Consider the following 25,961-nt stretch of genomic DNA (forward strand, 5'->3'; position numbering starts at 1 on the left):
TTGGAATCGGCAGTAACTTAGCCGATACAGAGCATCAACAAGAGTGGTACCGCGAAGGTTAACAGCCTGTCGTCTCTTGAATGAGATGGCAGGCTTTTTTGTATGGATTTAGAGTGGTGAATAATTTATATTACACACGCTAAGAACGGGAGTAGTAGAGTTTGACGGTGAACAGAGAGCTGCGGGTTGGTGCGACGCAGTCACCGGATTTCTTGAAGCTCGCCCGGGAGCGGAGCGGCGGAACAAGAGTACGCTGCCTACGGCTGTCCTCGTTATCGGACCTTTCCGGATTTAAGCTGGCACGCCAGATTGAACCGGGGAGAAGAGCTGGACGCAGCTTTAAGGCTTGTTATTAAGACAGCCCATGCGTCAAAAAGAGTGGTACCGCGGAGGGGTAACCCGCCGTCTCTTTATTAGAGACGGCGGGTTTTTGCGTTCTTGTAGAAGAAGTCCGGGGAATGGACTCATCGCTACATAAGACGCCAAAATTGAACGCTCTGCACATTGTGCAGAGATTCATTTGTATCAGCTGCCGGCAGCAGTGGGTGGGAAATGAGCAGAACCGCAAGTCGACGTGTGGTTCTGCGCTGAAGCATAGGATAGAGATAAAGCATCCAATTACATGAAAACAAACTAGGAGGAATTCAGATGATTATTCCAGTTAAGAAACGTATACAAATTTTCGATACGACTCTGCGCGATGGTGAGCAAGCCCCTGGGGCGAGTCTGACTCCTGAGCAAAAAATATTGCTGGCCTATAAGCTTGCTGATCTGGGTGTTGATGTAATGGAGCCGGGGTTCCCGGTATCGAGTCCTGGAGATTTTGCAGCGGTGCAGACGATTTCGCGCAAGGTGCGCAACGTGGAGATTTGTGGTTTCGCGCGGGCCGTAAAAGGAGACATCGATGCTGCAGTCCGGGCCACTCAAGACGCTGAACGTCGGCGGATTCACTTGTTTATTTCTTCTTCTGATATTCATTTGCAGCATCAACTGCGTATGAGCAGAGCTGAAGTCGTAGCTAAAGCGCGCGAGATGACGGCTTATGCGCGACAATTCTGTGATGTAGTTGAATTCACGGCCATGGACGCTGCACGGACAGGGATTGATGATCTGATTGAAATGGTTGAGGCAGTTATAGAGGAAGGGGCCTCCATTATTAACCTGCCGGATACAGTAGGATACGCATTGCCACATGAATATGGCGAGATGTTCCGGAGAGTGCGGCAGGGAGCAAGAGGTGGCGGCAAGGTCAGCTATAGTGCCCACTGTCATAATGACTTGGGGCTGGCTGTAGCTAACAGTCTGGCAGCGATTGATGGAGGGGCGACTCAGATAGAAGTCACCGTGAATGGTGTAGGCGAGCGCACAGGGAACTGCGCGCTGGAAGAGCTTGTTATGGCGCTCGAAACCCGCGGCGATGCAATCGGTGCAGAAACAGGTATCGTGCTTGATAAACTGTATGATACTTCCCGGCTGATTAGTGGAGCGATGCATTTCCCAATCGCCTATAATAAGCCGGTCGTCGGAAGAAATGCCTTCCAGCATGAATCCGGGATTCATCAGGATGGCCTGCTCAAGGATCGTAGTACCTATGAGATTATGGATCCCGAACGGCTGGGCATCCCCCGCAGCATGATCATTCTGGGCAAACATTCTGGCAGACATGCGCTGAAGGATCGGGCTGCGAAGTATGGAATAACGCTGGAGCCTGCGGAGCTGGATGCACTTTATGAGTCCTTTAAAGAGACCGCTGACCGTCAAAAGGTCGTAAGTGATGACCAGCTGCTGCAAATGGTAAGCAGTACAACTGGACAACAAGCTCAGGTCTATGAGCTGGGTGAGGTTCAGGTATTGGCGGGCAGTGCCCAGCGCCGTGTAGCTGCAGTTACGGTACGCCATCTGCAGACTGGCCGGGAAACGTCACATACCAGCACTGGTGAAGGTCCGCTTGAAGCGATTATCGCTGCTATTGGGCAAGGGATTGCTGAGGAGATAGACTTTGCAGGACTCGAGCTTCATTCGCTTGGAAGCGGAGAGAATGCGCAAGCAGAAGCAGCGGTGATGGTGGAGTGGGAGGGCCTTAAATTCAGAGGCACAGCCACTCACCAAGATATAATTATGGCGGCAGGCATCGCTTATATCGCAGCCTGTAATGCTGCTCTGCTCTCTACACAGATTGTCTAAAATACGACGTGCCCGCTGTCAGTTTAGGAGATAGCGGGTTCTTTTTTAGCATAAATTCGGTCTTGTAAAATGGGGTTACGTCTTTTGTCAAGTTGTGGACAACGTTATCCACATATTCTGCCTGAGTTGTGTAAAAAGTGCGTAAAATCAGCAATAACGGCTTTTTTCAAAATGCGCTAATAAACAATTTTGTTGGCAATGAAACACTGTGAGAATTGTGGATAATGTGGATAAATCCGTGGATAATAATTCCTTTTCTTTGAAAATACCGATTTAACGCATAAAAAAGACCCCGAAGGGTCTTTTGAAGTAGGGAGTTATACACGAAACCTGTGTATAGAGCTGTGGATAACTATTTATGAACAAATCTAGAACGATGAAAAAATATTTATAAGGAGGATTTACATTATTCGTCAGCAAGGATTTCCCATTCGCTAAAGAAATCTGTCAGCTGAGATTTTTTGTTCTTCAGGTCCTCTTCATAACCTTGAAGTGCTAAATAATCCTGATAAACTTCAGGTTTAGTCATTTCATGCTCTATAAATACGATTGATTCTTCAAGTGAGGCGATGTTCTCCTCAAGCTCTGCGATACGCCGTTTGCGGTTACGCTCTTCACGCTTAGCCTGCTTGTCTGCTTCAAAAGAGGTTACAGCGCTTTTTTCAGGTACAGCAGCGTCCTTATTGACGTTTTTAGTAGCTAGTTCAGCGGCATCTTTTGCAATCTCTTCTAATTCTCGTTTCTTCTCGACATAGTCATCGTAGTTGCCGAGGTATTGGTCGATCCCTTCGGGATGCAGCTCCAGTACCCTTTCAGCCATCTTGTTCAAAAAATAACGGTCATGGGAGATGAACAGCAGGGTGCCTTCGAAATCAATTAAAGCAGATTCCAGAACCTCACGGCTGACCAGATCCAAATGGTTGGTAGGTTCATCGAGAATTAGCATATTTGCACCGCGGAGCATTAGTTTAGATAACGAAACCCGAGCTTTTTCGCCGCCGCTGAGTGCGGAAATCTTCTTAAGAACATCCTCTCCGCTAAAAAGGAAATTACCAAGGATCGTACGAATTCTGGCTTCCTCGATCATTGGATATTCACTCCACAGTTCTTCCATAACCGTATTTTGTGGATTAAGGCGGGTCTGTTCCTGATCATAATAAGCAATTTTTACTTTAGTGCCCCAATTCACCGTTCCAGCAGAAGGCTCACGGGCTCCGGTCATACACTGCAGCAGTGTGGATTTACCGATACCATTGGGACCGATCAGGGCAGCAGTCTCCCCGCGACGAAGCTCAAAAGAAGCGTCCTTGAATAAAGGTGAACCTTCATTAAAGGCAACCGCAACATTGCGCACTTGAAGCACCTCTTTTCCAGACATGAAGTCTGGCTCAAAGGAGAAGCTAGCCTTCTTCAGATCGCCCATTGGACGATCTAGACGATCCATCTTCTCAAGCGCTTTGCGTCTGCTCTGCGCACGTTTTGTGGTGGAAGCCCGGACAATATTTTTCTGAACGAAATCCTCCATTCGAGAAATTTCATCCTGTTGCTTCTCATATTGCTTCATCCGTGCTTCATATTCGGCAGCCTTCAAATCTACATAACGACTGTAGTTACCCGTATAACGCCGGGACTGGTGCCGCTCGATCTCTACAATAGTGGTCACGAGCCGGTCTAGGAAATAACGGTCATGGGATACAACCAGAATCCCGCCAGCATAGCTGCGGAGGTAATCTTCCAGCCACGTTAACGTTTCGATATCCAGGTGGTTAGTAGGCTCATCCAGCATCAGAAGATCTGGAGCCTGAAGCAAAATACGGGCCAGCGCGAGCCGGGTCTTTTGTCCTCCACTAAGGGTAGAAATGGGTGTATCTGGTGGGAAATCACTGAAGCCCATGCCGTGTAGGACACTGCGTATCCGTGTATTCATTTCATAGCCGCCGTGGTCCTTGAACCAATCCGAGCGCCGCGCATACCGTTCAAGCAGTTCTTCGTACCGCTTGGGGTCTTCCGCGAGCTTGGGATCAGCAATACTCACTTCTAACTCTCTCAGCTCAGTTTCGGCTTCGATCAGCGGAGCGAAGACCGCCATCATTTCTTCATGAATGGTTTTGTCAGATTGAAGTCCGCTATTCTGAGCTAAATATCCGATTGTTGTTTCTTTTGATTTATGAATTTGACCGCTGTCATAAGACATCTCACCGGCCAGAATTTGTAGAAAAGTTGATTTGCCGGCACCATTCACACCCACTAGCCCGACACGTTCCTTTTCATTTACCTGTAGGCTTATGCCATCCAGTACGTTCTGTATACCATATGATTTAGTAATTCCTGTCGCTTGAAGAAGCATAACGATGAAACCTCCACCCTTGCATATTTCGCCTTGGTATTTATCCCTCAGCCGTATGAACAACTTATTCTATAGTTTACATGAAAAGCGTTTCCCAAGCGAGGGTTCGATCTAATGTAAGGAGGGAATAACGACCTAGTCCGATAACACAGTTCTATCCACCTTGGCGAACCGGGGAGAAGAGTGGTAAACTGGATTTACAAACAAGGATAAGCTAGGGATGAATAAGAGGGGGAAGCCGACAATGTCCAGCAAGGAGTCGGAGATCTCCAAAGTAAAGCAACAACTACGAGCAGAGAAGACCATCGCCCGAAACGAGCTGTCTTCGGACCAGAGAAGTAAACTATCATTTCAAGTCTGCCACTATGCATTGGAGTGGCTGGACACGAAGGATATAACTTCACTAATGGCCTATGTGTCTTTTCGTTCAGAGCTTGAAACCCGCCCACTTATCACACAGGCGTGGAAGGATCAGCGTAAGGTGCTGTTGCCGCGTGTAATTCCAGCAAGCGGTGAAATGAGTGTCCACGTGGTGAATGCATGGAGCGATTTAGAGCCGGGGACTTATGGTATCCATGAACCTATCGTCTCCAGCAGAGATTTATTAGAGGTTGAAGAGATTAAGCTACCTGCTGTTGTTTTCGTACCAGGGCTAGCATTTGATCTTCAAGGCGGCAGGATTGGCTACGGTCGAGGATACTATGACCGGCTACGTGCGTCTTGGGAGAACGCCGGGTACGTTAGCGCACAGCCTCCGATATGGATCGGGTTAGCTTACAGCATGCAGTTGGTTCCAAGAGTGCCGATGGATGAGCATGACGCTTTAATGGACATGCTGATTACTGAAAATGGTATAGTGCACTGCCGAAAAGGAGAGTGAGCCATGGAATTGACCCATTTCAACGAGCAGGGAAGAGCTCGTATGGTGGATGTGAGTGAGAAGGAGATCACGAAGCGGACAGCTGTCGCGCGGAGTATGATCAAGATGGCCGCTGGAACGCTGAGCGCCATTAAGAGTGGCAAGATCAGCAAAGGTGATGTCCTTGCTGTTGCACAGATTGCCGGAATTATGGCGGCTAAGAAGACGTCAGACTGGATTCCGATGTGCCACCCGCTGCCACTTACCGGTATTGATATCAGCTTCTCCGATAACAGCGAAGATGAACTTTATATAGAAGCAACAGTCCATACTACAGGAAAAACCGGAGTAGAGATGGAGGCTTTAACCGCTGTTTCTGCCTCAGCACTAACGGTGTACGACATGTGTAAGGCTATTCAGAAGGATATGATTATCGGACCGACGCTACTGGTATCTAAGAGCGGGGGCAAGAACGGAGATTATACGCTCGAATAAGTATCAGTTGCTTATGTTCGAAGCGCTGATGCGAGCAGGCTGAACTGTACAGCCAACTATACATATAGAGAGGAAGGACAAACCTATGGCGTGGAAGACAGCAATCCTAACGGCCAGTGATAAAGGGGCCAGGGGCGAACGGGAAGACACGAGCGCCCAGGTTATTCGGGAGCTGGTGGAAGAGGAACTAGGTGGCGAGATCATTGAATATCGAATCGTTCCCGATGAACAAGATGAGATTATCGCAGCATTGATTGAACTGACGGACTATTTTCAGGCAGATTTGGTACTGACCACCGGAGGCACAGATCTGGCAATTCGTGATGTGACCCCGGACGCTACTCGGCGAGTGGTAGAACGGGAAGTGCCTGGGCTCTCAGAAGCTATGCGCAGCACAGTGATGCAAAAAAACCGTGCAGCTATGCTTTTCCGTGGGATATGCGGCATTCGTGGACGCACGTTGATTGTCAATTTACCTGGAACGCCGAAGGGTGTCCATGAGAATTTGGCAGCTATTATGGATCAATTGCCGGAAGCGCTGCTCATGGTAACTGGCCAATACCGCCAATAACCCTTTGTCATCTTCTTGTCACGTCACAACGATAATCTATTTATAGAAGAAAGTGGATGTAACTGTGACATAAGTTATGGTATTATTAAATTAAAGTAAACGATACCATGAACGGACAGGTGGACAAGGAGGAATAATAATGTTTAGTGGAATTGGAACTCCTGGTATTATTTTGTTGGTCATACTGGCACTTCTGCTCTTTGGCCCAAATAAACTGCCAGAGCTAGGCCGTGCAGTTGGACGAACCTTCCGTGAATTTAAGGAAGGCGCGCGTGAAATCATCGGGGATAATGAACCGGTGAAGAAGAGCGAAGCTCCTGTGCCGACGGCCCCGCAAACGGTCGCTGCAGATATTCCTCAGGACAAACGCCTGCCGGAATAATAGAAGATCTTTCAATGGGGCATTCTCAGGAGTCTACTAGACTTGAGGAGACGCCCCTTTTTCTTTGCTTTCCGCAGCAACGGACACTGCTTTGAAGAAAGTTAGTGTTATCTTTTTTACTCTTGTCATGGGATGGTGTCTGGATGTCTCTGAAATCGGAAGAAATGTCGGTGGTGGATCATCTCACCGAGCTGCGCAAACGGATTATTTATGTGTTAGTCGTATTTGTCCTTGGATTAATTGGCGGTTTATTTTGTGCAAAGCCCATTTACGATTATCTGATTAGCACGGACCTGGCGCAAGGTTTTGTTCTGCATGCATTCTCATTCTGGGATGGCATTGGGATGTACATGAAGATCGCGATGGCCGTTTCGCTAGTGATATCTGTCCCGTTTATTGCCTACCAATTGTGGGCATTTATCAGTCCGGGCCTGCGGCCGGAGGAGCGAAGTGCGACACTTCGTTATGTTCCTTATGTGTTTGTTCTTTTCCTTATCGGTCTTTCTTTTGCTTATTATATTGTTTTTCCAATGGCACTTTCGTTCACGATCTCAATTACCCGGAGCATGGGACTGGAAGAGACCTACGGGATTGCACAGTATTTTAACTTCATGTTCAGCCTGGTATTGCCGCTGGCATTGCTGTTTGAACTTCCATTGCTGGTGATGTTTCTGACCAAACTAAGAGTTCTCAACCCGCTACGCTTGCGTAAAATGCGTCGGTACGCCTATTTCACGCTTGTTTTTATTGCTGTAGTTATCACGCCCCCGGATTTTATCTCAGACTTTCTGGTGACGATTCCACTGCTCATCCTGTATGAGTTCAGTGTATTTTTATCTGCATTTGTCTATCGCAAGCAACTTGCTGCGGACGCGGCACGGGATGAACGGTATGTTCAGAAGAAGGAGTGAGGAAAAAAGGCTGCCGCTAAGTAGATTTTCTACGAATGTGGCAGCTTTTTTGCTATAAGTTGATTTCATTAGTTGGATTGAATACACTTAATAAGTAATTGTTATCGATCGATCAGGATCATTAGATGCAAAGGTCTAACCATTCTAGCAACGTTCATATCTATAAGGGGTGAGAGGAAAGCGCTGGAATCCTACGCATATTTTCAAAACCCGTGGATACAATGTAATAGAGTGTGTGCTTGGACAAGCATTGAAACGTATTTTTTTGCGAAAACTAATACGAATTTGTGTAAAAAGACTTGAAATCCGGGCTCAAGTTGAGTATCATAAAAATTGTTGTTAGCACTGCACGCTGTTGAGTGCTAACGCCCTTGAAAAATAGGAGATGGGCTGGAGATTAGCAGGGTTCCATTGATATTTTTCAAGAACATCACAGAATTCTAAGTTTGGCCCGTAAGTTCTAAACTATGTTTTGAAGCAAAATAACATAATTTTAAAGGAGGCTATTTTTTCATGATCAAACCATTAGGTGAACGCGTATTGGTGCTACCGAGCGAGCAGGAGGAAACAACTTCATTCGGGATTGTGCTTCCGGACTCCTCGAAAGAAAAGCCACAAGAAGGAACGATTATCGCAGTAGGTAGCGGAGCTTTGAAAGATGGAGTACGTGTAGCGCTTGAAGTTAAAGAAGGCGACCGTGTTCTTTTCTCTAAATATGCAGGAACAGAAATCAAATATGAAGGTAAAGAATATTTGATTATGAAAGAAAGCGACATTCACGCGATTCTTGACTAAGCAAGAGTCGATCATAAGCTAAATCTAAACTACTTAAAGTAATAGGATATACAAAAAATTCTAGGAGGTAATTACACAATGGCTAAAGAAATTAAATTCAGTGAAGAAGCTCGCCGCTCTATGCTTCGTGGTGTAGATGCTCTGGCAAACGCGGTAAAAGTTACACTTGGACCAAAAGGCCGCAACGTGGTGCTTGAGAAGAAATTTGGTAGCCCACTCATCACTAACGATGGTGTAACGATCGCTAAAGAAATCGAACTTGAAGATGCATTCGAGAACATGGGTGCTCAATTGGTTAAAGAAGTTGCTACTAAGACTAATGATGTAGCCGGTGACGGTACTACAACTGCAACGGTTCTGGCTCAAGCTATGATCCGCGAAGGTCTGAAGAACGTGACTGCTGGTGCTAACCCAATGGTTATCCGTAAAGGTATCGACAAAGCGGTTCGTGCAGCTGTTGAAGAATTGCAAAAAATCGCTAAGCCTATCGAAGATTCCCAAGCTATCGCTCAAGTAGCTGCTATCTCTGCTGCTGACGATGAAGTAGGTCAATTGATCGCTGAAGCTATGGAAAAAGTAGGTAAAGACGGTGTTATCACTGTTGAAGAATCCCGTGGATTCGCTACTGAGCTTGAAGTAGTAGAAGGTATGCAATTCGACCGTGGTTACATTTCCCCGTACATGATTACTGATACAGACAAAATGGAAGCTGTTTTGGAGAATCCATACATCTTGATCACTGATAAAAAAATCAGCAGCACTCAAGAAATTCTTCCATTGCTTGAAAAAATCGTTCAACAAGCTAGACCGCTTGTTATTATCGCTGAAGATATCGAAGGCGAAGCACAAGCTATGCTGATCGTGAACAAACTGCGTGGAACATTCAACGCTGTTGCTGTTAAAGCTCCTGGCTTTGGCGACCGCCGCGAAGCTATGCTGCAAGATATCGCTGCCCTGACTGGTGGCCAAGTGATCACTGAGAAGCTCGGTCTTGATCTGAAGAGCACTTCCATTGAACAACTGGGTAACGCACGTCAAGTACGCGTAACTAAAGAAAACACAACAATCGTAGACGGAAGCGGCGACAAAGCGGACATCAATGCACGCGTAAGCCAAATCCGTGCTCAACTGGAAGAAACAACTTCCGAGTTCGACAAAGAGAAATTGCAAGAGCGTCTGGCTAAATTGGCTGGCGGCGTAGCCGTTGTCAAAGTTGGCGCTGCAACTGAAACTGAACTTAAAGAGCGCAAACTTCGCATCGAAGATGCCCTGAACGCAACTCGCGCAGCGGTTGAAGAAGGTATCGTATCCGGTGGGGGTACAGCTCTTGTGAACGTATATAACGCTGTTGCTGCTGTAGACGTAACTGGCGACGAGAAAACTGGTGTTAACATCGTGCTTCGCGCGTTGGAAGAGCCAATTCGCACCATCGCAGCTAACGCTGGTCAAGAAGGTTCCGTAATCGTGGACCGCTTGAAAAAAGAAGCAGTAGGTATCGGCTACAACGCTGCTACTGGTGAATGGGTGAACATGTTCGAAGCGGGTATCGTTGACCCTGCTAAAGTAACTCGTTCCGCGCTGCAAAATGCTGCATCCGTAGCTGCTATGTTCTTGACTACTGAAGCTGTTATCGCTGACAAGCCTGAGCCTGAAAAAGGCGGCGGCATGCCAGATATGGGCGGCATGGGTGGAATGGGCGGCATGATGTAAGGAAATCATTATCGAAGCAATTCGATGATGAGTTTCCTTGAGAGGAAACACCATTTGACCACATAGTACAAAAATGAGAGACCTTCATAAGTTCATTGAACTTTTGAGAGGTCTCTCATTTTTTTGTGGGTATAATTTAATCTAATTCTTGCTCTAAAACCGTTTTTACTAAACGACGTACTTCATCTGTTGATCTTGTATTCATTAATTGGTTTCTTAGTTCGCCTGCGCCTCTAAATCCACGAACATAGATTTTGAAAAAGCGAAGAAGTGGTTTAAATAAACGTGGCTCGAGTTCACTAGAATATTTATCGTGAAGATCCAACTGTAAAAGAAGTAAATTGAGAAAATCCTTCGCGCTATGTTCTTTAGGTTCTTTTTCAAAAGCAAATGGATTGGTGAAAATCCCGCGGCCAATCATGACTCCATCAACGCCGTATTGTTCTACTAATTTTAATCCTGTTGCGCGGTCAGGAATATCTCCATTAATAGTTAACAACGTATTTGGAGCAATTTCATCGCGTAATTTTTTTATTTCAGGGATTAGTTCCCAGTGTGCCTCTACTTTACTCATCTCTTTTTTTGTACGAAGGTGGATGGAAAGATTGGCAATATCTTGTTTCAATATATGTCCCAGCCAATCGCGCCACTCGTCAACATCAGAGTAACCCAATCTTGTTTTAACACTAACCGGCAATCCGCCTGCTTTTGCTGCTTGAATAATTTCTGCTGCTACTTCAGGATGTTTTATTAATCCAGCACCTTTTCCATTCGATGCGACGTTTTGTGCTGGGCATCCCATGTTTAAATCGATACCACGAAAACCAAGTTTTTTCATATCAATGCTCATCTGTTCAAAAAATACGGGTTTATCACCCCAAATATGAGCGACAATCGGTTGCTCATCTTCTGTGAACGTTAATCGACCACGTACGCTGTCTTTTCCTACAGGATGACAATAGCTTTCTGTATTTGTGAATTCTGTGAAAAATACGTCGGGCTTTGCAGCTTCACTAACGACGTGACGAAATACAACATCTGTGACATCTTCCATGGGTGCTAATATAAAAAACGGCTTCGGTAAATCCAGCCAAAAGTTTTGTTCGTTACTCATAATATCTCCTCTTGTTGTAATATATAAAAACGATATAAGGATAGCAAAGTCCTATACCCATCATACATAGTATCATTTTTTTTCGTTTGATGCACAGAATCAATGATGTGAGAATGTTCGTCCATGGCTATTTGTTTATAATCTGTTTATTGATACTTGTTATAATCCTGTAGATGAAAAGTTTGTAATATAAAGTCGAATCGTGTTAACGAATCGATTATAGACAAACGACATAACGCAACCAAAGAACAGGGGGATAAGCAAGTGAACAAAAAGCAATGGATAAGCTCTATATTGGCTGCTGCTGTATTATCAAGCCCTATCATTATGCCGACCAAAGGATCGGCAGCTGCTTCCTTTATTGATATTGATGGCTCATATGCAAAGAAAGCGATTGTTGAGCTATTCGATCAGGGGATAGTGACCGGTGTTGGAGAGAGTAAGTTCTATCCTACGTCGAATATTACAAGGCAGGATTTTGCAATTATTTTAGCAAAGACATTAAAGCTGGATGTTTCGAACCCTCCTGCACTGCCAACCTTTCTGGACGTTCCCACAAGCAACTACGCATACAGCTATGTGGAGGCAGCTGTCAAAGCCGGATTGATTAAGGGTACAGGCAGTAATCTTTTCGGCACGGGGCAAAATTTATCACGTCAGGATATGGTCGTCATGTTCGTGAGAGCATTGGGAGTCAATCCTACGGGTAAAGCTGGAACTTTGCAATTTGCTGATAGTAGCCAAATTGCTGATTATTCTAAGGATTTTATAGCTGCCGCTGTGGAATATGGATTGATTACAGGATATAATAATTTTTTTAATCCTGATACCAAAGTAGATCGTCAGGCCGTAGCTCTAGTAGCTTCTAAGTTTCTGAAGTTTAAGGAGAACGGAAACACTGAGCAGCCCGCTTCCACCCCAACTGCTCAACCGAGTAAAGAACCGGTAACAGTGCCTACTCCTGTTGTTGGAGGGTCTTCGTCTTCGCAAAGTGAGCATAGCAGTAATTCAGATACAAATGCACCTGTGGTTGAAAGTACCAAGTTCGAGGCGATCGACAGCTACAACGGGACACAAGATCAGCTTCGCGGGTTAGCGGGAGCCATCGGGGAGCAAGGAGCAGCGGTACAAGCCTACCTGTGGACGGATGCGAATGAGAACGGTGAAGTAGATGCCGATGAGTTAGGAACAGCCATCGCATTAGGCACTAGTGCATCAGACGGTTCTGTAAGTGCGGCCAATATTGGTGATCTGAACGCAGGAACGTATCGTTTCGTGATTACCGCTAAGGATTCATCCAATAATGAATCGGCGAAGAAAGCTGTACATGCGGTTACGGTGACCTTAAGCAAAAACGAAGTTCCGGATACGACTGCACCAGTAGTGGACGCAGCCAAGTTCGAGGCGATCGACAACTACAACGGGACACAAGATCAGCTTCGCGGGTTAGCGGGAGCCATCGGGGAGCAAGGAGCAGAGGTACAAGCCTACCTGTGGACGGATGCGAATGAGAATGGTGAAGTAGATGCCGACGAATTAGGAACAGCCATCGCTTTAGGCACCAGTGAAGCAGACGGATCTGTGAGTGCGGCCAATATTGGAGATCTGAACGCAGGAACGTATACTTTCGTGATTACCGCTAAGGATTCATCCAATAATGAATCAGCGAAGAAAGCTGCACATGCGGTTACGGTGACCTTAAGCAAAAACGATGTTCCGGATACGACTGCACCGGTAGTGGACGCAACTAAGTTCGAGGCGATCGACAACTACAACGGGACACAAGATCAGCTTCGCGGGTTAGCGGGAGCCATTGGCGAGCAAGGAGCAGCAGTACAAGCCTACCTGTGGACGGATGCGAATGAGAACAATGAAGTAGATGCCGACGAATTGGGAACAGCCATCGCATTAGGCACTAGTGCAGCAGATGGATCTGTGAGTGCGGCCAATATTGGGGATCTAACCGCAGGAACGTATACTTTCGTGATTACCGCTAAGGATTCATCCAATAATGAATCAGCGAAGAAAGCTGCACATGCGGTTACGGTGACCTTAAGCAAAAACGATGTTCCGGATACGACTGCACCGGTAGTGGACGCAACTAAGTTCGAGGCGATCGACAACTACAACGGGACACAAGATCAGCTTCGCGGGTTAGCGGGAGCCATTGGCGAGCAAGGAGCAGCAGTACAAGCCTACCTGTGGACGGATGCGAATGAGAACAATGAAGTAGATGCCGACGAATTGGGAACAGCCATCGCATTAGGCACTAGTGCAGCAGATGGATCTGTGAGTGCAGCCAATATTGGGGATCTGAACGCAGGAACGTATCGTTTTGTGATTACCGCTAAGGATTCATCCAATAATGAATCAATGAAGAACGCTGCGCATGCAGTTACAATTGAGCTTGTTAATGGTGTTCTGACCACACCTACGGTTACTAGCTCTATATATGGTTTTGACGGAGGCGGCGGTTCAAAAACAAAACAACTGATAACGGGTTCTACACAATCGCGCATTCGCTTCGACTTTTTCTCCGGAGAAAGCTTTACGAATGCTGAAATTCAGGTAACGTTGGAAGGCATGATCTTTACCACAAACGACTATTATACCATTAGTGGATGGACACATCCGACGAGTGATCAAATTAGCAATAATGGGCATACGTTAACTTTCACAGGAAGTAACATAGGTGTTTCGGATATCGCTTTTGAACTTCATAATAAAGTGATGCCGGCACCCGGGACCTATCTCATTAAGTTCAAAGCCGATGCGGATGGACCTGGAACAGCCAGATCTTATTCCGAGGAACAAGTCATTACCTTAATTATTTTGCCACCGGCTTAAACTAGAAGTTTCTCATGAGTTCTTTGAACTTGTGGGAAGCTTCTTTTTTTATGAAAAATAGGATTGCTCAATATAGTCTAAATGAGTATTATGAGTAAGGTATGTTCATATAAAAATAGAGATAAACAGGATGGAGAGCACCATGAAAACAACACGTCAGAACGCATTGATTTTCTCGTTTACTTTTATGGCTTTTATTCTGGGTACGACGGAGTATATTATTGTTGGTTTACTCTCTGAAATATCCTCAAGCCTCGGAGTTACGCTTGCGACAGCCGGGGGATTGGTATCTGGCTTCGCGATTTCTTATGCCATTGGCACACCAATTATGATGTCCTTGTGCAGCCGTGTTCCGAAACGGATTACGATTCTTGTATCACTTGTATTGATTTTACTGCTAAATTTGTGGAGTGCTGTAACTGGAACTTACAGTATGCTGCTGGTGACTAGAATAGTTACTGCCATACTATGTGGCTTTGTTCTTTCTGTAGCCATTACTGTAGCGAATGAAGCGGTTGATCAGGAGAAGAGAGGCAAAGCGATTGCTACAATTTTGAGTGGTTTTGCTATTGCGAATGTTTTTGGTGTGCCGATCGGTACTTTTGTCGGGCAGTTTTTTAATTGGTCAGCAGCGTTTGTTCTGAATGGGATATTAGCTGGAGTTGCCATAGTCCTAAATTATATCTATATTCCACGCCAATTACCGAAACCTGTGCCTAGCTCACTCAAGGATCAGATCGGATTGCTCACAAACGGCCGCATTATTCTTGCATTTCTCATTCCGGTTACGGCAGTGGGAGCCGTATTTGTGATGTATACTTACATTACACCTATTCTGGAGCAAGTCATGAATGTTCCTAAAAGCTCGGTTAGCGGTGTGCTGTTTGTATACGGAATTGCCACGATTGTCAGCAACTGGATTGGTGGCAAGGTTGCGACCGGGAATGCGGTTAGTAAGCTGAGATTCGTGTTCCTTATCCAAGCTGTGGTCTATGTTATCTTTAGTATGACCGCATCTGTTTCCATTCTTGGAATGATTGTGCTAATGGCTCTAGCCATGATGTCGAGTATTGTGAGCGCCCCTGCACAGCTCTATTTGATTGACTTAGCTAAGCAGTTCTCACCAAAAACGAAGGATCTTGCTGCCTCATTGAATCCAGTAGCCTCAAACCTGGGAATTGCAGGCGGGTCCGCGATCGGTGGAGTGGTTGCCGGGCATGGAGGGTTAATCTCTCTTCCTGTAGCTGCTGCCATCCTGGCGATATTGGCCTGTGTGATTACGTTGATATGTTATAAGATGGATCATCAAAGCCAAGCAGCGGTCATCACTCAGCAGCATAACTTAACCTAATGAGATGATATAAAATATCCCGGCTTCATACGAGTTCATTGAACTTGTGTGGAGCTTTTTTTATATGATAAGCTTCAAAGCGTTGACTTCCTACAGATTCAGTGCTAAACTTATCTTAAGTTAAAGATATTTAAAGTGAAGATAAAAAATCTCGATACTATCCACCAAAGAGCTTGTACAGTAGAAAAAGATCTTTTTTTTTAGTGATATCTTAACATTAAGATAATTAAACTAAACCTTCTTGTTCTTGGGAATTATATTACGAGTCAAAATCAACTAAACATTAGGAGTGTATAACAATGAGAAACTTAAAAGGGATTCACCACGTTACAGCCATCACAAGCAGCGCAGAGAAAAATTACGAGTTTTTTACTTACGTGTTAGGTATGCGTCTAGTGAAGAAAACAGTTAATCAAGATGATATTCAGACGTATCATTTGTTTTTTGCAGATGATAAGGGCAGCGCCGGAACAGACATGACCTTCTTTGATTTTCCTAACATCCCTAAAGGGGTTCATGGAACTAACGAGATTGCGAAGACATCCTTCCGGGTACCAACAGATGCTGCATTAGACTACTGGGTTAAGCGTTTTGATCGGCTTGCAGTGAAGCATACCGGCATTAAAGAGCAATTCGGCAAAAAGACATTATCCTTCGTAGATTTCGATGATCAACAGTATCAACTTATTTCAGATGAATTGAATAAAGGTGTCGTATCAGGTACACCGTGGCAAAAAGGGCCTATCCCTTTGGAGTATGCAATAACTGGCTTGGGACCGATCTTTGTACGAATTGCTGACTTCAGCTACTTCAAAGAAGTATTGGAGAAAGTGATGTTGTTTAAAGAAATTGCTCAGGAAGAGACGTATCATTTATTTGAAGTTGGCGAAGGCGGAAACGGTGCACAAATTATTGTAGAGCATAACGAGTTCTTACCGAATTCACGCCAAGGTTTTGGGACTGTTCACCATGCTGCTTTCCGTGTAGAGGATCGTGCGATGCTGGACGAGTGGACAGAGCGTTTTGAGGGCTTTGGATTCCAAACTTCAGGATATGTGGATCGTCATTTCTTCGAGTCGTTGTATACACGTGTTGCACCACAAATATTGTTTGAGCTTGCGACTGATGGGCCTGGATTCATGGGAGATGAGGAATATGAAACCGTTGGCGAGAAGCTTTCATTACCACCTTTCTTGGAACCTAAACGTGAGCAAATTGAGAAGTTAGTCCGTCCTATTGATACCGTTAGAAGTACGATCGACTTCGTGAAAGAGTGAAGAAGGGGCTGAGGAGATTGATTTCAATTGATCCAAAGCACAACAGTGAGCGGGAAAATTATAAATTATTGATTGGCACTATTATTCCTAGACCTATAGCCTTTGTCACAACACAATCAGAAGAGGGTCTCTTAAATGGTGCACCGTTTAGCTATTTTAATATCGTTTCGTCTAATCCTCCGATGGTTTCATTGGCTATTCAAAGACCAGCAGGGCGTTTAAAAGATACGGCCCGTAATATTTACGATAATCAACAGTTTGTTGTGCATATTGTAGATGAGGAGAATGTAGCGAAGATCAATCAGACTGCAGCCACATTACCTGCTTCTGAAAGTGAAATTGAATTGGCGAATCTTACACCGATTGAAAGTACAAGTGTAGCTGTGCCTGGCGTTTTGGAAGCGAAGGTGCGGATGGAGTGCAAGCTTGTTCAAGCAATTCCGCTAGGGGGCGAAGAACCCGGGAGTGATTTGTTTATTGGCGAAATTGTTCAATTCCATATCGATGAATCGATCTATCAGGAGGGGCGCATTGACCCGAGAGTTCTAAACGCTGTGAGCCGCTTGGCGGGAAATAATTACGCAACCCTTGGAGAGATTTTTACCATAGATAGGCCGGAATAGGCAACTTTAGAATAGACCTGCTAGTAAGCAATGAAGCCTACTTAGCAGGTCTTTTTGTGTACCGCAGCTACAGCTCGTCCGCAATCCCCAACAAAGCAATCCCTAGAATCACAACGATAATAACGGCATATTGTGCCTTGCTTAGTTTTTCTTTGAGGAAGATGCGCGATAATATTACGGAAAAAATGCTGTATGAAGCAATAAGTGGTGCCGCGATAATCGCGTTGCTGGACATAGCAAATACGTAGAAGAATTGTCCGGTCGTTTCCAGAATGGCTGCGAAGCCCTTATCCCGTTCTTTAAATAGGTTGAACTTTACCTTTTTAAAAAATTTCAGGTATGTAAAAGACAAGATGGCACATATAAAGAAGGTGTATTCATACGCGAGCAGAGCTGCTTTTTCGCTAATCAGGCTGAGTTCATCCAAATAAATAGCATCGGCAAAGGTGCCAAGTCCATCGATTAGGCAGTATAGGATTGGAAAAATGATGGCGATCACGCCAATCTGATATTTTTTATCAATCTGTGTGGTGCTGTTTTGAAGCACTTGGTGTTCTGCTCTCTTTTCCAAGATGGCGATCCCGATAATGCCTAAGGTGATAACGGCAACACCAACGATTTCAAGCGCCCCTAGCTCATGGGTGAAAAAGATAAATAATAATATCGTCGTTACAGCGCCTGATGAATTTTGTACGGGGGAGGCAATGGATAACTCAATATATCTAAGTCCAATATAACCAACTGCCATCGACAGGATATAGAGTGCAGACACAGGGAAATATCGGATTAAGTCTATAGGATCAAAGGTTAATCCTTGAATGAGCATATAAGCTGTTGCGTGAATACCCATGACTATCCCCACGATAATGACAATCTTAATATGGCTATACCGATCCTGACTATCGGTCCCCTTTTTATAAAATAAGTCAGCCCCTCCCCAAGCGAAGGCCGTTAATAATGCAAACATAAACCACATGATCATTGCTCCTTGATGTAATTTAAAATCCCCGCCGATTATACCAGATTAGATTCTACACAGGGTGCTCATTTCGTCACACATAAAAAATACACCCTCTAGAAGCGACCGGACAAACCATAGGTTTATCGAAAGTCTATTCTAAAGGGTGTACTTCATAACATAACAGAGGGGGAAGGCGTTCTATCTTAACGTAGAGTTTTCAATGCGCCACTCCAAGCCAAGACTTGATCCAGCATCCCATTAAGATTGGTAAGATGAAGATCCGCTGGTTTGAACACAGTTCCGTTCTCGAAATCAGTGAACAGTGACAACGCAGGGTGTACACGAACGTCTGCTACCGATAGTTCTCCCAAGATTCCGCGTAGATGTTCAGCTGCACGAGCGCCCCCTACGGAACCATAACTTACGATACCTGCTGCTTTATTATTCCAAGCTTCACGGGCATAATCGAGCGCATTTTTCAGTGATGCAGAAATACTGTGGTTATATTCTTGTACGATAAATACGAAACCGTCTAGTGTAGCAAGTTTAGTGTTCCAAGCTGTTGCTTGTTCAGTTGCATCAGCCTCACCCAATAGTGGAAGCTTGAAGTCTGCAATATCTATGATCTCATAATTAGCATCCCCGCGTGCATCCGCAATCTTTTTAACCCATTCTCCTACTTGCGGGCTTAAACGACCTTGACGAGTACTTCCGAGAATAATACCGATGTTTAATTTTGACATTGTTTGTTCCTCCTCATTTTTTGTTCTACCAAATAGTTTGTCTAGGAATCCCATGAAGTACACAACCTTTTAAAATTATTATCTCAAGAGTAGTAAACTCTGGTTGTCTTTAAGTTAAGTATCTTTAAGATGAGATAATAATACCGCACATAGTGTGCTTTGTCAAGCAACTTTATAATAGTTAGTTTATAGCTTTGCTTCACCTTTACAAAATTAGTTGTTAGGAATATAATTGTTTAAGCAACTATTAAAATAGTATTAATTGAGAAGGGATACGATCATGACGACAAAGCATAACCAATCCGAGCTTACGTTAGGATTTATGATGGGCACGACTTATCGTAAATTAAGCATGTTATTTCAAAGTGGGCTGAAAGAACATGATATAACACCGGAGCAATGGTCAGTCCTTTTTCATATTGACAGAACGGAAGGTCTGATTCAGAAGGACATCGCTAAGCGCTCTGGTAAGGATAAGCCAACTACAACGCGAATTCTGGATCATTTGGAAGGAAAGGGACTGATCTACAAAAGAACCGGTGAGAACGATCGGCGTTCTTTTAAAGTCTATATCACAGAAAAAGGAAGGTCTCTGGTGAAGGAAACCGTTCCTATTGAAGATAAGGTGACAGAAGAGATTATGAACTGTATTTCTAGTAAGGAATATGAGTTGCTCATGGAATTGCTGCTAAGAATAAACAATCATGTAGATCAAATAACAGATGGAGAGTAGGAAGGCAAGTTATGTTAGAACAACAAGAACTACGTACGAAATTATGGACCAAATCTTTTATTGCTTTAACGATTAGTGCTTTATTTTTATTTATGAATTTACAGATGTTGTTATCTTCATTTCCGTCTTACGTAAAAAGCGAATTTCAGGCCGGAGATATTATGGTCAGCCTTGTTACCAGCGTCTTTGCATTAACTGCGATCGCTTCACGTTTTATGACCGCTTTTCTGATGCGGAAGGTTAGCCGCAATGTATTATTATATATTGGCTTAGCAATTGCCGCCGCTATAACCGGCCTTTATGTTGTAGCAGATTCCATTGGCTCGCTGCTGCTGATGCGTGTGGGCTATGGGATTGGATTCGGGATTGCCAGCACGATTATTCCAACGATTGTTTCGCAGATTATTCCGAGCAAAAGAATGGGTGAAGGGATAGGTTATTTCGGTTTATCTACCAGCCTGGCGATGTCGATCGGTCCGATGATTGGCTTAAATGTGATGAAACAATCGGGTTTTGGAACACTGGCTATGATTGGTATGGTAACCTTACTTCTTGCCTTTCCAGTACTTTTATTTTCTCGTTCACTTCCTGCACAACCGAAAAAACAGCCAACCCCAACTCAAAGCGAATCCACCAAACCTCTCAAGGTTCCGTTTAATACAAAGTTAGTATTGCCTGCCATTCTAAATGTCATGTTGGCAATTACCTACGGGGGATTGCTAAGCTTTATCGCTTTATTCGGCGAATCGGTTCATCTGGAGCAAGTGGGTTTGTTCTTCTTATTTAATGCGGTTACGATCATCATTATAAGACCTATCTCCGGCAGATTATTTGATAAAAGAGGACCGGCGGCTGTCCTGATTCCCGCGGCAATTTGTGTTGTCGCAAGCTTAACTGTGCTTTCTTATACGACATCTATGCCAATGCTCATCGTTTCCGCTTTGCTATATGGACTTGGTTTCGGCGCTATTCAGCCAACGATCCAGGCTTGGATGCTTCGTACCTCAACACCTGCACAGTATGGTATGGCTAACAGTATGTTTTATAACTCAACGGATTTAGGCGTAGCCAGCGGAGCTATTATTCTTGGGGCAATCTCGGCAGCAACCGATTATGGGATAATGTATCGTTATTCGGCTGGGTTTATGGTGTTGTTCCTTATCGTGTATGTGGGGATTCAGATTAACAAGGCTAGAGTGAATCCTTCAACCTTAAGTCAATAAGGGTTCGGAGATTAAGCCAATCTTTATCTACTATTCATATTATTTTAAGCTAAGGGGGTTATAGTAATCACATAACCCCCTTATAATATAGACTTTGACCCTGCCGGACGTTGGCAGGGTCCTTTTTTTGTGAAAGAAGAGAAGAAGTACATTATGTCGATGCACTTTTCTGGCAGGATGGATTATCCTTAGAAGAATAGGAAGCGAAAGGGGAAAGATTTGCGGATGAATATGACATGGAACTTAGATAGTTTATATCCTTCCTTTGAATCGGAGCAGTTAAAAAGGGATCGCAAGCTACTGGGCCAGCATATACAAGATTTAAAGCGGTGGGCTGAGCACCATTTGAATGTAAAAGACGTTACAGCCATGCCTGTGGAGGGCTTTTTAAGAATTTATAATGATTATAAAAGCATATATGTATGCTTGTTAGCTTATGCAGAGTTAACACTCAGCGCAGATCGTGGCTGCGAGGAAGCGATGAATCTTGCTGATGATATTGAGGAGGCCAATTCAGAAATCATTGGGGTAGTTGTGGCTTTTAAGCGCTGGTTTAGCACTTGTGATCATATGGATGAGCTTATCGTTAGCTCACCTTATCTAATGGAGCATCAATTTTATTTGCGAGAACTCCTGTTACAATCCCGCTATGAGTTAAGCGAAGAACTTGAAATGGCCATAGCCAAAATGCAGAGTACAGGATCCAAAGCATGGAGCAGACTGTATATGGAGAGGACTTCAAGTACACTTGCAGATTTAGTGGTAGATGGGGAAACTAGACAAGTGACACTTGCGGAGCTAAGAAGTATGGCTTATGAGAATAATGCCAGCTTAAGAAAAGCTGCTTATGAAGCAGAGGCAGAAGCCTGTAGTCTTATTGCTGAGGTCTGCGCAGCCAGCTTAAATGGCATTAGTGGTGAGGCGCTGACGATTTATGGCATGCGGGGTTATCAATCTTCTCTGGAAAAAGTGTTAATCGCTTCGAGAATGGACAGCGAGACTTTAGCAGCTATGCTCACTGCTCTTGAGGAGAGCCTGCCAGCCTTTCATACCTATTATCAAAAGAAAGCAGAGCTGCTGGGACATCCGGCAAAGCTGCCTTTTTACGATATTTTTGCACCAGTCGGTGTAGAAAACGGGAAAATTACATACGCTAACGCCAAAGATACAATCATCGCGAGCTTCGCAACCTTTAGTGAGGAACTGGCTGGTTTTGCTCAGAAGGCTTTTGATCAGCAATGGATTGATGCAGAACCTAGATCAGGCAAAGGAGGTTATGGACTCTGCATTGATATTTTTCCGATTGGCGAGAGCAGAATTATGACCCAGTTCACCGGAAATGCCATAGATATTAGTATCCTTGCCCATGAGCTCGGCCATGCCTATCATAGCTCCTGTCTGGCTAATGAAACGGTGCTGAATACGGATTACCCGATTCCGATTGCTGAAACGGCTTCGATTTTTTGTGAGACGATAGTGAACCATGCCATAATTACAAATTCAACGGAGAAGGAAGCTCTGCTTATTCTGGAGAGAAGTATTTCTGATGCCGGTTATTATCTTGTAGACTTTTATGCCCGTTATTTATTTGAGATCAAATTATATGAGAGAAGAGCATTAGGCCCGCTGTCTGTTCAAGCGCTAAATGAATTGATGATTGCCTGTATGGTGGAAGCCTATGGTGAGGGCATTGACCCGGGTACAATCCATCCGTACATGTGGATGAACAAAGCTGGATATTTTATGGCTAGTAATGAATTTTTGAATTTCCCGTATTCCTTTGGTTTGTTATTCTCTAAAGGACTGTACGCGGAATATTTAAAGAGGGGCGAAGAGTTCGCCCCTAAGTATCGCCAGTTCCTTAGGGATACCAGCAAACATAATATTGTTGATGTAGCACAAACAATGGATATAGATGTTCACTCCGTCGACTTCTGGAGAAGTGCATTGAAGCTAATAGAGAGCGACATTGGGGTGTTCATCGCTAAAGCCTAAACAACTCTCCAATTATGGTCACAGGTAGCTTCAATTTGGCCATGCTTTTCAATGTAGTCCGTGACAATTTCAGATATGTCGATCATAATTTCTTGAACAATCGGCTTACCCTTATACATCTCATAATCTCCGCCACCGCTAGCCCTATAATTGTTCATAACAACCTCATATTCCTTAGAGTCCTCTATAGGCTGTCCTCGGTACAGCAGATGGAGGACTCTTTCGCCTGCAGGTCTAGCGGTATCAAGCTCGTATTGTATTCCTTCCCACATATCATAATTGTAATGCTGCGGTTTAGGCTCGATGTAGGCGGGGTTAACGGCTATTATTCCGTTCTCGTCTTGTTGGAAATAGTTAGAGGTTTGTTCTAAGGCCTCTCTAATATCTTGTCCTGTCAGTCTTAGGACGGTTAAGGTGTTGGGATAAATGAAGTTCGATAAAATGTCTCTGCGTGTGATGGTTTCGCTGAAACCCTTGCAATCGTTACTGAGTAAGGCTGCTGTAGAAATGTCTACGCCAGCAGCCTCCATTTGTACCTTATTCATAAATTCTATAAAAGGATGGTCAGCCAAGCGGCATTCATCAGCACTGGAAATAGACAGGTCCCCGATAACCGTTCCTATTCTCTCATCCAGCCAGGTTTGTGTTTCTGATTCAAGAGTACTGCTCAGCTCTAGGATTATTTCATCTGCAGCTGTTGTCTCATTAACGGTAAGGAGCTCGGCATGTTTACGCTGAATCTTCCAGTGTGTATTTTCTTTTTGGAAGATAACTGAAATTTTACCGAGGGAAAGTCCATTACAACCAGGTTGTATGATTGTAACACCGTTCAACTCCCCAGCTATGGAGCGGTGCTGATGTCCGGTAATTAACACATCTATGCCCTCTACCTCTGTACACATGGCGTAGGCTTGATTCTCCCCCGTTAGTCTCTCTACAGGTTCTCCACTGCTTAGATCGCGTTCGAATCCGCCGTGGTAAGCTACAACGAGCAGATCAGGCTGCTCTTCTGCCCGTATAATGGCACACCAATGCTTTACAGTCTCTAGCGAATCCTCAAATTGAAGCCCTTCAATATGGCTAGGGTTCTCCCAGTGGGGGATGTAATGCGTCGTAACCCCTAGAACGGCTACTTTGATTTTATCTACCCATTTGATGATATAGGGTTTACCAAAGGCGGGTTGATTTGTCGTGTTATCTATAATTCCAGCTGATAACCAAGGAAAGCGGGAATCCTGAACGGCTTTATTCAGCAGAGTTTTGCCAAAATTGAATTCATGGTTGCCAATAATTGCAGCGTCATATTTCAATTCATTTAGTGCAGCTATGCCCGGATTCAGCTCATTACTATAATGTTTAGCTGCATAATAAGTTAACGGTGTGCCTTGAATAAGATCGCCGTTATCTATAAGGATCAGCTCAGGAGTATGGGATCTTTCTTGTTTAATGAGGGTAGCAATTGTTGCTAAGCCTGCTGGTCGTTTCTCCCCCGTGCGGTAATCGACGGGCCCAAAATGTCCATGTAGATCACTTGTTACGAGGATTTCACAGGTTATTGAATTCTCTTTATTCATAGGTAGCCCCTCCTGATAATAAGTTCAGACCTCATTCTAGCAGATAAATTGCTAACTTTAAGAGATTGGAATAAATTTTACATATATTTGATGCTTGGTTGCTATTGATTTAATAAAACACATCTATAGTTTAGAAGTACTCAAAAATAAAAATAGAAAACAGTGGAGGTCTTTCGTTTGAGAAAAATCAGTAAATTCGTATTGCCGCTAATGATGTCTATTACATTGCTTAGTGGTTGTGGCGCTAACAACACTACAAATAATGCAAACCAAGGATCGACGGACGGGGCAAATGCACCGAAGGAAACGGCAGCTCCTGTAGCAGAGGGTTATGTTCCAGAGAAGCTTACTGTACAATTTGTTCCTTCTCAAAATGCAGATACGCTCGAAGCTAAAGCGAAACCTCTTGAAAAATTACTGGGTGACAAGCTCGGTATTCCTGTAGAAGTAAGTGTCTCTACTGATTACAACACCGTTATCGAAGCTATGGCCTCTAAAAAAGTGGATGTAGGTTTCCTTCCTCCAACTGCTTACGTGTTAGCTAAAGAAAAAGGAGCAGCTGAGGTTATTCTTCAGGCTCAACGTTTTGGTGTAAATGATGAAACCGGTGGTCCAACAGATGAATTAGCGGATTTCTATAAATCTATGATTATCGTCAAGAAAGATTCTGCGATCAAATCGGTTGCCGATTTGAAAGGTAAAAAAATTGCCTATCAAAACGTTACATCCTCTGCAGGATTTGTATGGCCGGCTGCAACGCTTATGGATGCGGGACTTGATCCGCTGAAGGATGTACAAGCCATTACGGTTAAAGGTCATGATCAAGGCGTGCTTGCTGTGCTGAATGGTGACGTAGATGCAGCAGCTATTTTCCAAGATGCCCGGAACACGGTCGTTAAGGATTATCCAAAAGTATTTGAAGATACTCAAGTTCTCGCCTTTACTGATAAAATTCCTAACGATACGATTTCGGTCCGTTCAGATATGAATAAAGAATGGATTGAAAAAATCCAGCAGGCATTCATTGATATCGCAGCTGACACAGAAGGCCATGAGATTATCAAAGACATTTACTCTCATGAAGGTTATGTGAAATCACAAGACAGCAACTTTGACATTGTTCGCGAATACAACAGTAAAGTAAAAACAGAGTAGAACAGGCCGTTCAAGGATACAACGATGTTGGTGTATAACAGGCATTAAGGATAGCCAGCTCCGGATTCCCCCCCGGATCTGGCTATCTCTTTTATACGAATATACGAAAAC

Annotated in this window: 21 protein-coding genes and 2 other annotated features (1 of these 23 cut by a window edge); of the genes, 16 read left to right on the top strand and 5 right to left on the bottom strand. The window is 44.3% G+C overall.

What is annotated here, in order from left to right; genetic code table 11:
* Positions 1–80: a binding site (T-box leader), on the top strand (it extends 215 nt beyond the left edge of the window).
* Between the two features lie 52 nt (positions 81–132).
* Positions 133–413, top strand: a binding site (T-box leader).
* A gap of 235 nt (positions 414–648) precedes the next feature.
* Entirely contained in the window at positions 649–2,184 is a 1,536-nt protein-coding gene (locus NYE72_RS04970; RefSeq protein ID WP_036676518.1) for a 2-isopropylmalate synthase, read from the top strand.
* Positions 2,185–2,590: 406 nt separating this feature from the next.
* On the opposite strand, the gene abc-f is transcribed toward NYE72_RS04970, so the two are convergent.
* Positions 2,591–4,531: an ABC-F type ribosomal protection protein gene (gene abc-f / locus NYE72_RS04975; RefSeq protein ID WP_076147091.1), complete on the bottom strand. Its 1,941-nt coding sequence runs from the start codon at positions 4,529–4,531 to the stop codon at positions 2,591–2,593.
* 244 nt (positions 4,532–4,775) lie between these two features.
* Between abc-f and NYE72_RS04980 the strand changes: the two genes are divergently transcribed.
* The 7 genes from NYE72_RS04980 to groL all read left to right on the top strand — a co-directional run bounded on the left by NYE72_RS04980 (position 4,776) and on the right by groL (position 10,254).
* The gene (locus NYE72_RS04980) at positions 4,776–5,411 is read left to right on the top strand and encodes a 5-formyltetrahydrofolate cyclo-ligase (RefSeq protein ID WP_076274398.1); all 636 of its coding nucleotides are present in this window, start codon (positions 4,776–4,778) and stop codon (positions 5,409–5,411) included.
* A 3-nt stretch (positions 5,412–5,414) separates the two neighbouring features.
* A complete protein-coding gene (gene moaC, locus NYE72_RS04985) occupies positions 5,415–5,885 on the top strand; it encodes a cyclic pyranopterin monophosphate synthase MoaC (protein WP_036676513.1) in 471 nt (156 codons plus the stop codon).
* A gap of 85 nt (positions 5,886–5,970) precedes the next feature.
* Entirely contained in the window at positions 5,971–6,456 is a 486-nt protein-coding gene (locus NYE72_RS04990; protein ID WP_036676512.1) for a MogA/MoaB family molybdenum cofactor biosynthesis protein, read from the top strand.
* A gap of 139 nt (positions 6,457–6,595) precedes the next feature.
* Complete coding sequence (locus tag NYE72_RS04995) at positions 6,596–6,838, top strand: twin-arginine translocase TatA/TatE family subunit (RefSeq protein WP_036676510.1); 243 nt, start codon at positions 6,596–6,598, stop codon at positions 6,836–6,838.
* 143 nt (positions 6,839–6,981) lie between these two features.
* The gene (gene tatC / locus NYE72_RS05000) at positions 6,982–7,749 is read left to right on the top strand and encodes a twin-arginine translocase subunit TatC (protein WP_076104244.1); all 768 of its coding nucleotides are present in this window, start codon (positions 6,982–6,984) and stop codon (positions 7,747–7,749) included.
* Positions 7,750–8,262: 513 nt separating this feature from the next.
* A complete protein-coding gene (gene groES, locus NYE72_RS05005) occupies positions 8,263–8,544 on the top strand; it encodes a co-chaperone GroES (RefSeq protein WP_036676506.1) in 282 nt (93 codons plus the stop codon).
* A 78-nt stretch (positions 8,545–8,622) separates the two neighbouring features.
* Positions 8,623–10,254 (top strand): chaperonin GroEL, encoded by a 1,632-nt coding sequence (groL, locus tag NYE72_RS05010; protein WP_036676504.1) that lies wholly within the window; start codon positions 8,623–8,625, stop codon positions 10,252–10,254.
* A 136-nt stretch (positions 10,255–10,390) separates the two neighbouring features.
* On the opposite strand, the gene NYE72_RS05015 is transcribed toward groL, so the two are convergent.
* Positions 10,391–11,368, bottom strand: coding sequence for a tRNA-dihydrouridine synthase (locus NYE72_RS05015; RefSeq protein WP_038568944.1), 978 nt, complete (start codon positions 11,366–11,368; stop codon positions 10,391–10,393).
* A 264-nt stretch (positions 11,369–11,632) separates the two neighbouring features.
* Between NYE72_RS05015 and NYE72_RS05020 the strand changes: the two genes are divergently transcribed.
* The 4 genes from NYE72_RS05020 (at position 11,633) to NYE72_RS05035 (ending at position 17,466) form a co-directional block, all read left to right on the top strand.
* A complete protein-coding gene (locus NYE72_RS05020; protein ID WP_339211425.1) occupies positions 11,633–14,215 on the top strand; it encodes an S-layer homology domain-containing protein in 2,583 nt (860 codons plus the stop codon).
* Positions 14,216–14,357: 142 nt separating this feature from the next.
* Positions 14,358–15,566 carry an MFS transporter gene (locus tag NYE72_RS05025; RefSeq protein WP_076100457.1) on the top strand — a complete coding sequence of 403 codons (1,209 nt, stop codon included), beginning with the start codon at positions 14,358–14,360 and terminating at the stop codon, positions 15,564–15,566.
* Between the two features lie 299 nt (positions 15,567–15,865).
* The gene (locus tag NYE72_RS05030; RefSeq protein ID WP_076100459.1) at positions 15,866–16,843 is read left to right on the top strand and encodes a ring-cleaving dioxygenase; all 978 of its coding nucleotides are present in this window, start codon (positions 15,866–15,868) and stop codon (positions 16,841–16,843) included.
* A 17-nt stretch (positions 16,844–16,860) separates the two neighbouring features.
* Complete coding sequence (locus NYE72_RS05035) at positions 16,861–17,466, top strand: flavin reductase family protein (RefSeq protein WP_076100460.1); 606 nt, start codon at positions 16,861–16,863, stop codon at positions 17,464–17,466.
* A gap of 67 nt (positions 17,467–17,533) precedes the next feature.
* On the opposite strand, the gene NYE72_RS05040 is transcribed toward NYE72_RS05035, so the two are convergent.
* Entirely contained in the window at positions 17,534–18,442 is a 909-nt protein-coding gene (locus NYE72_RS05040) for an EamA family transporter (RefSeq protein WP_076100462.1), read from the bottom strand.
* A 188-nt stretch (positions 18,443–18,630) separates the two neighbouring features.
* Positions 18,631–19,170 carry an NADPH-dependent FMN reductase gene (locus NYE72_RS05045; RefSeq protein ID WP_036676495.1) on the bottom strand — a complete coding sequence of 180 codons (540 nt, stop codon included), beginning with the start codon at positions 19,168–19,170 and terminating at the stop codon, positions 18,631–18,633.
* Positions 19,171–19,450: 280 nt separating this feature from the next.
* On the opposite strand from NYE72_RS05045, the gene NYE72_RS05050 reads away from it, so the two are divergent.
* From NYE72_RS05050 to NYE72_RS05060, 3 genes are all read left to right on the top strand, one after another.
* Entirely contained in the window at positions 19,451–19,903 is a 453-nt protein-coding gene (locus tag NYE72_RS05050) for a MarR family transcriptional regulator (RefSeq protein ID WP_036676493.1), read from the top strand.
* An 11-nt stretch (positions 19,904–19,914) separates the two neighbouring features.
* Positions 19,915–21,126 (top strand): MFS transporter, encoded by a 1,212-nt coding sequence (locus NYE72_RS05055; RefSeq protein WP_076100464.1) that lies wholly within the window; start codon positions 19,915–19,917, stop codon positions 21,124–21,126.
* A gap of 225 nt (positions 21,127–21,351) precedes the next feature.
* A complete protein-coding gene (locus NYE72_RS05060; protein WP_339211428.1) occupies positions 21,352–23,121 on the top strand; it encodes a M3 family oligoendopeptidase in 1,770 nt (589 codons plus the stop codon).
* Here the strand turns inward: NYE72_RS05060 and NYE72_RS05065 are convergent.
* Positions 23,118–24,695, bottom strand: coding sequence for a bifunctional metallophosphatase/5'-nucleotidase (locus NYE72_RS05065; RefSeq protein ID WP_076141939.1), 1,578 nt, complete (start codon positions 24,693–24,695; stop codon positions 23,118–23,120). The two genes, NYE72_RS05060 and NYE72_RS05065, sit on opposite strands and share 4 nt — an antisense overlap.
* A 177-nt stretch (positions 24,696–24,872) precedes the next feature.
* Between NYE72_RS05065 and NYE72_RS05070 the strand changes: the two genes are divergently transcribed.
* Positions 24,873–25,850 (top strand): phosphate/phosphite/phosphonate ABC transporter substrate-binding protein, encoded by a 978-nt coding sequence (locus NYE72_RS05070; protein ID WP_038568963.1) that lies wholly within the window; start codon positions 24,873–24,875, stop codon positions 25,848–25,850.
* Positions 25,851–25,961: the final 111 nt, after the last annotated feature.

Origin of the sequence: Paenibacillus sp. FSL L8-0333, assembly GCF_037965665.1 — a bacterium.
Classification (GTDB): domain Bacteria; phylum Bacillota; class Bacilli; order Paenibacillales; family Paenibacillaceae; genus Paenibacillus_AQ; species Paenibacillus_AQ odorifer.

Bases quoted from the DNA above. Each gene is read 5' to 3' on its own strand.
- NYE72_RS04995 (WP_036676510.1), top strand. From the start codon at position 6,596: ATGTTTAGTGGAATTGGAACTCCTGGTATTATTTTGTTGGTCATACTG.
- abc-f (WP_076147091.1), bottom strand. From the start codon at position 4,531: ATGCTTCTTCAAGCGACAGGAATTACTAAATCATATGGTATACAGAAC.
- NYE72_RS05045 (WP_036676495.1), bottom strand. From the start codon at position 19,170: ATGTCAAAATTAAACATCGGTATTATTCTCGGAAGTACTCGTCAAGGT.
- NYE72_RS05055 (WP_076100464.1), top strand. From the start codon at position 19,915: ATGTTAGAACAACAAGAACTACGTACGAAATTATGGACCAAATCTTTT.
- NYE72_RS04990 (WP_036676512.1), top strand. From the start codon at position 5,971: ATGGCGTGGAAGACAGCAATCCTAACGGCCAGTGATAAAGGGGCCAGG.
- NYE72_RS05065 (WP_076141939.1), bottom strand. From the start codon at position 24,695: ATGAATAAAGAGAATTCAATAACCTGTGAAATCCTCGTAACAAGTGAT.
- NYE72_RS04970 (WP_036676518.1), top strand. From the start codon at position 649: ATGATTATTCCAGTTAAGAAACGTATACAAATTTTCGATACGACTCTG.
- NYE72_RS05040 (WP_076100462.1), bottom strand. From the start codon at position 18,442: ATGTGGTTTATGTTTGCATTATTAACGGCCTTCGCTTGGGGAGGGGCT.
- NYE72_RS05015 (WP_038568944.1), bottom strand. From the start codon at position 11,368: ATGAGTAACGAACAAAACTTTTGGCTGGATTTACCGAAGCCGTTTTTT.
- NYE72_RS05025 (WP_076100457.1), top strand. From the start codon at position 14,358: ATGAAAACAACACGTCAGAACGCATTGATTTTCTCGTTTACTTTTATG.
- NYE72_RS04980 (WP_076274398.1), top strand. From the start codon at position 4,776: ATGTCCAGCAAGGAGTCGGAGATCTCCAAAGTAAAGCAACAACTACGA.
- groES (WP_036676506.1), top strand. From the start codon at position 8,263: ATGATCAAACCATTAGGTGAACGCGTATTGGTGCTACCGAGCGAGCAG.
- NYE72_RS05050 (WP_036676493.1), top strand. From the start codon at position 19,451: ATGACGACAAAGCATAACCAATCCGAGCTTACGTTAGGATTTATGATG.
- NYE72_RS05060 (WP_339211428.1), top strand. From the start codon at position 21,352: ATGAATATGACATGGAACTTAGATAGTTTATATCCTTCCTTTGAATCG.
- tatC (WP_076104244.1), top strand. From the start codon at position 6,982: ATGTCTCTGAAATCGGAAGAAATGTCGGTGGTGGATCATCTCACCGAG.
- groL (WP_036676504.1), top strand. From the start codon at position 8,623: ATGGCTAAAGAAATTAAATTCAGTGAAGAAGCTCGCCGCTCTATGCTT.
- moaC (WP_036676513.1), top strand. From the start codon at position 5,415: ATGGAATTGACCCATTTCAACGAGCAGGGAAGAGCTCGTATGGTGGAT.
- NYE72_RS05030 (WP_076100459.1), top strand. From the start codon at position 15,866: ATGAGAAACTTAAAAGGGATTCACCACGTTACAGCCATCACAAGCAGC.